The sequence below is a fragment of the Ruegeria arenilitoris genome (assembly GCF_013032855.1).
GTDB lineage: Bacteria > Pseudomonadota > Alphaproteobacteria > Rhodobacterales > Rhodobacteraceae > Ruegeria > Ruegeria arenilitoris.
In genome coordinates this window covers 96,959-103,187 of record NZ_WQDA01000007.1, presented here as the reverse complement: position 1 = coordinate 103,187, position 6,229 = coordinate 96,959, and the positions used below count along the sequence as shown (strand labels likewise).

General features: G+C 61.5%; 6 protein-coding genes. 2 read left to right on the top strand and 4 right to left on the bottom strand.

All coding sequences use genetic code 11. The features are described 5' to 3' along the window. The coding region (locus GOW72_RS18910; RefSeq protein WP_217358201.1) for a hypothetical protein at positions 1–314 on the top strand (314 nt) is incomplete at its 5' end. On the opposite strand, the gene msrQ is transcribed toward GOW72_RS18910, so the two are convergent. Beyond that, positions 280–894, bottom strand: coding sequence for a protein-methionine-sulfoxide reductase heme-binding subunit MsrQ (gene msrQ / locus GOW72_RS18870; protein ID WP_170343529.1), 615 nt, complete (start codon positions 892–894; stop codon positions 280–282). The genes GOW72_RS18910 and msrQ overlap by 35 nt on opposite strands. A 4-nt stretch (positions 895–898) precedes the next feature. Next, the gene (gene msrP, locus GOW72_RS18865) at positions 899–1,801 is read right to left on the bottom strand and encodes a protein-methionine-sulfoxide reductase catalytic subunit MsrP (protein ID WP_170368113.1); all 903 of its coding nucleotides are present in this window, start codon (positions 1,799–1,801) and stop codon (positions 899–901) included. Between the two features lie 224 nt (positions 1,802–2,025). Between msrP and GOW72_RS18860 the strand changes: the two genes are divergently transcribed. Continuing rightward, the gene (locus GOW72_RS18860; protein ID WP_170368111.1) at positions 2,026–3,009 is read left to right on the top strand and encodes a hypothetical protein; all 984 of its coding nucleotides are present in this window, start codon (positions 2,026–2,028) and stop codon (positions 3,007–3,009) included. Between the two features lie 64 nt (positions 3,010–3,073). On the opposite strand, the gene clpB is transcribed toward GOW72_RS18860, so the two are convergent. Both clpB and GOW72_RS18850 read right to left on the bottom strand, forming a co-directional pair. Continuing rightward, complete coding sequence (clpB, locus tag GOW72_RS18855; RefSeq protein ID WP_170343526.1) at positions 3,074–5,692, bottom strand: ATP-dependent chaperone ClpB; 2,619 nt, start codon at positions 5,690–5,692, stop codon at positions 3,074–3,076. 127 nt (positions 5,693–5,819) lie between these two features. Continuing rightward, the gene (locus GOW72_RS18850; protein WP_170368110.1) at positions 5,820–6,134 is read right to left on the bottom strand and encodes a hypothetical protein; all 315 of its coding nucleotides are present in this window, start codon (positions 6,132–6,134) and stop codon (positions 5,820–5,822) included. Positions 6,135–6,229: the final 95 nt, after the last annotated feature.

The window sequence follows — 6,229 nt, the reverse complement described above, 5'->3', positions numbered from 1 at the left end:
GCGTCTCAACCGTCTTTCCAGTCCGTCAGGCCGTCCATCCGACCAACCAACACCGCCTCAGCAGCGCCGGTGAAGGGCGTTCTAAGGATAACTACAAATCACCGCAAGCAGAAAATGACAAGAATTGGGAAAAAATCGCGAAAACAAAAATAATTGTTTATTTTCAGGTTATTGATGACGTCATGCCTCCCCAGAACTCAGTTTTCGCCTGGGCCTCGCAGTGCAAAAACACTCACTGTATGACTTGCCCACATGGTTACCCACAGCCCAGCACCCGAGTCACGCGGAATCGGCGCGCCGGGACGCCGTATTGAATGCCGGTTTGGGCAAGCGCAGCAGCAACAGGGCAAGAATCACAAACAAGTAGATCAGGGGCTCGATCTGAAAGCCCTTCGCCAACATGACGTAGTGCAGCCCTGCAAGAATGGCTGCCGGGTAGACCAGCTTGTGAAGGCGCCGCCAAGCCGCCCCCAGCCACCGGACCGAGGCATTGTTCGACGTAATCCCAAGCGGCAGCATCAGAACGAATGCCGCCATGCCGACCGTGATGTAGGGTCGCTTTATGATGTCTGCCCAAATTTGACCTGGGTCTTGCACGTCCAGAACCAGCCAAACCAAAAGATGGCACGCCACATAGGATAGGGTCAAAACGCCAATGGCCCGCCTGAACTTCATGAGGTTCAAGCCGGTGAGCCGCCTCAGCGGCGTGACCGCCAAACCCAGGATCAACAACTGAAGCGCCAGTTCTCCATATTCATGTTCCAAAGCCTCGATCGGTTCGAATCCAAGGCCACCGGTCATGCCTTGGTAGAACAACCAGGGCACCGGAACCAATCCGGCGATGTAGACCGCCCAGACAGGAACGCGGCGCAGTATCTGGTTCAGCTTGTGCATGGCCTCAGTAGTATTCCCTGAGATCCATACCGTCATAAAGCCCTGCGACCTCTTCTTCGTAACCGTTGAACATCAGTGTCGGTTGTCGCTTGGCAAACAACCCGCCGCCGATGCGGCGTTCCGAGGCCTGGGACCACCGCGGATGATCCACGGTCGGGTTCACGTTGCTGTAGAACCCGTATTCACGCGGGTTGGCCATGTTCCAGCTGGTTGGCGGCTCTTCCTCGGTCAAAGTGATTCGTACGATCGATTTGATCGACTTGAAGCCATATTTCCATGGAACCACCAGGCGCAACGGGGCGCCGTTCTGATTGGGGATCGGGCGGCCATAGATACCCGTCGCCATGATCGTCAACGGATGCATGGCTTCATCCAGCCGTAGACCTTCGCGATACGGCCAGTCCAGAACCGGATATGCAACGCCTGGCATCTCGTCGGGGCGCAGCGCGGTTTCGAAGGCCACGTATTTCACCCCTTCCTGCACACCGGCCATGTTCAGCAGATCGGCCAGCTCGAACCCGTTCCAGGGCACGACCATCGACCAGGCCTCGACACAGCGGAAACGGTAGATGCGTTCTTCGATCGTCATTTCGGACATGATGTCCTGGAAATCATACTCTCCCGGGCGGTCAACCAACCCGTCGATCGTGACGCTCCATGGTTCGGTCTTGAGGGTATGGGCGTATTTCGCAGGGTCGTCCTTGCGGGTCCCGAACTCATAGTAGTTGTTGTAGGACGTGATCTCTTCCCACGTGTTCTGCTCCAGCGCATCTTCCGCACCTGCACGGCCCGCGATCATCGCCAGTCCCGATCCGGCGAGTCCCGCCATGATCTGTCGGCGGTTCAGGAACGCCGCCCGCGGGGTCGTATCGGCATGTGTCAGAGTGTTGATCCAGCGGTGCGCCATTCCGTTCTCCGTTCATTTACAAAAATCAGCCTTGAATTAGCCCCGTTTTAACACCGGACCAACGCAACTTGCGTCACGATTGAGAGACGGGACTGTAACGAAGCCTGCGTTGCATTCCCGTCGCGCACAGACGAACACCTGTTTGGAACGGCATCAACGGGATGGAAGCTGCACATCCGATAAGGTATCGCCGAAACCACCAGAGACTGTGTGAAGGCCGCCCCGTGTTACTGACCAAAACCATTCCTTTGTCCCTTTCGATCCTGTGGCGCTTTGCGGTGACGTTCCCGATCCTGCTCATCGGCCTTTTTCTGTACGGCGCGTTGGGTGGCGTGATCGGGTTCGTCATCGGGTTGATCCTGCCCGGAACACTGTTCATCGCAACCTTCCTGATCAGCGCCTCATCCGGCGTGATCCCGATCATGGTCGGCGCCCGGTTCGGGTTCCAGTCAAAGCTGATCCGACCCGGCGTGGGCTATCGCAAGCTGATCGTTCCCGCCATTGCCTATGGCGCGGCGGAGTCCCTGGCGATCGGCCTGATCCTTGCGCCAGTGGTCGGGTTGGCCTTTGTTCAGGTCGCGCCCAATCTGGTCGATCTGACCAAGACCCCCGAAACACCGGCACTGGACTGGCTGACCTCGGCCGGCGCGTCGGTTTCGGTGGCGGGCCTCGTCGTCACGGTTGCGGTATTCACGGTAGCCTCGGCTGCGCGGGCCAGTCTGCTGGTTCCCCTGGCTGCGGCGGCCTTGGGCAGCGATCCTGACGACCGACCTTATACACCCTTCCGCAATCTGGGTGCGTCCTTCTGGCCGCTCTTTGCTTTGGTGGCCATCAGCTATGTATCGATGATGGTGCTTTACGTCCTCGCCTTTCTGGCCGTGGCCTTCGTGGCGGGGCTACCGGCGTTGGCAACGTCCGTTACCGAAATCGAAGGCCTGTTCCGCGGTGGCGCCATCGAAAACCCGATCTGGCCTGCAGTGGCCTTGTTTCTCAGCTTTATCCTGGTCGGGCTTTGGGGGCTGAGCCTGCAATCCGCGGGTGCGGTATTGGCCTATCTGAAACTGCAGGGCGGGCGCCCCAGCCGCCATATGGTGGATCCGGCCCAGCGCATGGCTCCGCCGGCACCACCACCATCGCCCGAGTCCGGTCCGCGCCTGAGTGCCGACGACTTGCGAGCATTGCGCAAAAGCCGTCAGAACCACGACTGATTGGTGCGCATGAAAAAGGCCCGCCATTTCTGGCGGGCCTTTCCTGTTTCAGCCAAGCCGCAAGTTAGTGGACCACGGCCTCGTCCGGGCGCGGGCGGTCGCTGGTGCCCAACCGGTCGCCGATGATCAGACCATCGGGTCCGGCAGTTACCGGCACGGTGTCGCCATCCCGGATGTCGCCGGCCAGCAAAGCCTCGGCCAGCGGGTTCTGCAGGGCACGCTGGATCACGCGCTTGAGCGGACGCGCCCCGAAGACCGGGTCGTAGCCTTCGTTGGCCAGCCACTCCTTGGCAGCATCGTCCAGCACAAGATCGATCTTGCGCCCGGCAAGCCGCTTCCGCAAGCGGGCCAGCTGGATGTCGACGATTGCATCCATGTCCGACCGCTGAAGCCGGTCGAAGATGATGGTCTCATCCAGACGGTTCAGGAACTCGGGCCGGAAATGCGCCCGAACCGCGTCCATCACATCGCGCTTGGCCTGCGCCGTGTCGGCCCCTTCGGGCAACTGGCTCAGCGCCTGCGAGCCAAGGTTCGAGGTCAGCACGATCAGCGTCTGCTTGAAGTCGACCGTGCGGCCCTGACCGTCGGTCAGGACACCGTCATCCAGCACCTGCAACAGCACGTTGAACACGTCCGGATGCGCCTTCTCGACCTCGTCGAACAGCACCACCTGGTACGGCCGGCGACGGACGGCTTCGGTCAGAACGCCGCCTTCCTCATAGCCGACATAGCCCGGCGGGGCACCGATCAGGCGGGCGACGGCGTGTTTCTCCATGAACTCGGACATGTCGATCCGCACCATCGCGTGTTCGTCGTCGAACAGGTATTCGGCGACGGCCTTGGTCAGCTCGGTCTTACCCACACCGGTCGGGCCGAGGAACAGGAACGAGCCCAGCGGGCGGTTTTCGTCGTTCAGACCGGCCCGGGCCCGGCGCACGGCGTTGGCCACGGCGCGCACGGCCTCGTCCTGGCCGACAACGCGGGCATGCAGCGCTTCTTCCATGCGCAGCAGCTTTTCGCGCTCGCCTTCCAGCATCTTCGAGGTCGGGATACCGGTCCAGCGTTCGACCACGGCCGCGATCTGTTCGGGACGCACCGTTTCCTTGGCCATGACCGCGTTGCTTTCCTGGCTTTCGGCCTCGGCCAGCTTGCGCTCCAGCTCGGGGATCACGCCATAGGACAGCTCACCGGCCTTGGCCAGGTTGCCCTCGCGCTTGGCGATCTCCAGCTCGGCGCGCGCCTTGTCCAGCTGCTCTTTCAGCTCTCGGGCGCTGGCCAGCTTGTCACGTTCGGCCTGCCACTGGGCGGTCATCTCAGCGGATTTCTCCTTGAGCTCGGCCAGTTCCTTCTGCAGCGCTTCAAGCCGATCTTTCGAAGCCGCGTCATCTTCAAGCTTCAGCGCCTCTTCCTCGATCTGGAGCTGCAGGATCTGGCGATCCAGCTGGTCCAGCTCTTCCGGCTTGCTGTCCACTTCCATGCGCAGACGCGAGGCGGCCTCATCCACGAGGTCGATCGCCTTGTCAGGCAGGAAACGGTCGGTGATGTAGCGGTGCGACAAGGTCGCGGCCGACACCAGCGCCGAATCCGAGATGCGCACACCGTGGTGCAGTTCGTATTTCTCCTTGATGCCGCGCAGGATGCTGATCGTGTCTTCGACCGTAGGTTCCTGCACGAAGACGGGCTGGAACCGGCGGGCAAGGGCCGCGTCCTTCTCGACGTATTTGCGGTACTCGTCCAGCGTGGTGGCGCCGATGCAGTGCAGCTCGCCCCGCGCCAGCGCGGGCTTGATCAGGTTGGCCGCATCCATCGCACCGTCGGACTTGCCGGCCCCGACCAGCGTGTGCATCTCGTCGATGAACAGAACGATCTCGCCGGCGGCCGCGGTGACTTCGTTCAGAACGGCTTTCAGGCGTTCCTCGAACTCACCGCGGTATTTCGCACCGGCGATCAGGGCACCCATGTCCAGGGCCAGCAGCTTCTTGTCCTTCAGCGATTCCGGCACGTCGCCGTTCACGATGCGCAGAGCCAGACCTTCGGCGATGGCGGTCTTACCCACACCGGGCTCACCGATCAGAACCGGGTTGTTCTTGGTCCGGCGCGACAGCACCTGCATGGCGCGGCGGATTTCCTCGTCGCGGCCGATGATCGGGTCAATCTTGCCCTCTCGGGCGGCCTCGGTCAGGTCGCGGGCATATTTCTTCAGCGCGTCATAGCCTTCTTCGGCATTGGCGCTGTCGGCCGTACGGCCCTTGCGGATGTCATTGATCGCCTCGTTCAGCTTCTGGGCGGACACGGCACCGGCTTCCAGGGCCTCTTTCGCCTTGGATTTGACGATACACAGAGCCATCAGCACGCGCTCGACCGGAACGAAGCTGTCGCCGGCTTTCTTGGCGATCTTCTCGGCCTCGTCCAGAACCTTGGCGGTCTGACCGTCCAGATAGACCTGGCCCGCGTCGCCGCTGACCTTCGGGATCTTGGCCAGGGCAACATCCAGCGCCTCGACCACGCGCTCGGGCGCGCCGCCCGCACGTTTGATCAGGTTGCTGGCCAGCCCCTGGTCATCATCCATCAGTGCTTTCAGAATATGCTCGGGAGCCAGTCTCTGGTGTCCCTCGCGCAGCGCAATGGTTTGCGCCGCCTGCACGAAACCTCGTGCACGCTCGGTGAACTTGTTCAAGTCCATGGCATTCTCCTTTTCCAAGCGCCCGTTAAATTTGCGCCTGCTTGGCAGCACGCAATGGTCCGGGCCTCATGGATCAATTTGGGAAATGTTCCCGCTGCTTCAAGAGGGTAGCGGGTGAAAAAAACGCTCAGCCCCGGGGAATCGTATAGACGGTATAGCCGCCGGTTTCGGCCACCTGCTGAGCATTCTGCATTTCGCCCAGCGACTGCGCGGCGGCGCTGCCGGTGGGGCACGAGACAAGGTCGGCCGTGTGGTCCAGGAAATTGACGGTAAAGGCGGTTTCGCCGGTCAACTGGCACCAGTCATCCTCGGACCGATAGCCGCCGACCAGGTACAAATCGTCGTTGGTGGGCGGCGGGGCAGCGCCCGTCTCGGGTTGTGGAGGGGCCTCCTCACAAGCGGCGAGCGCGGCCACGGCGGCCAGCGGAAATAGGTGCTTCATGGTCTGTCCCTTTGGTGCAATTTTTGGTCCTGAATGGCGGCACCATAGCACAGTTGGGCCAAAGCGGGGAAACCAGGGCCTCCCCTGCCAGCCGT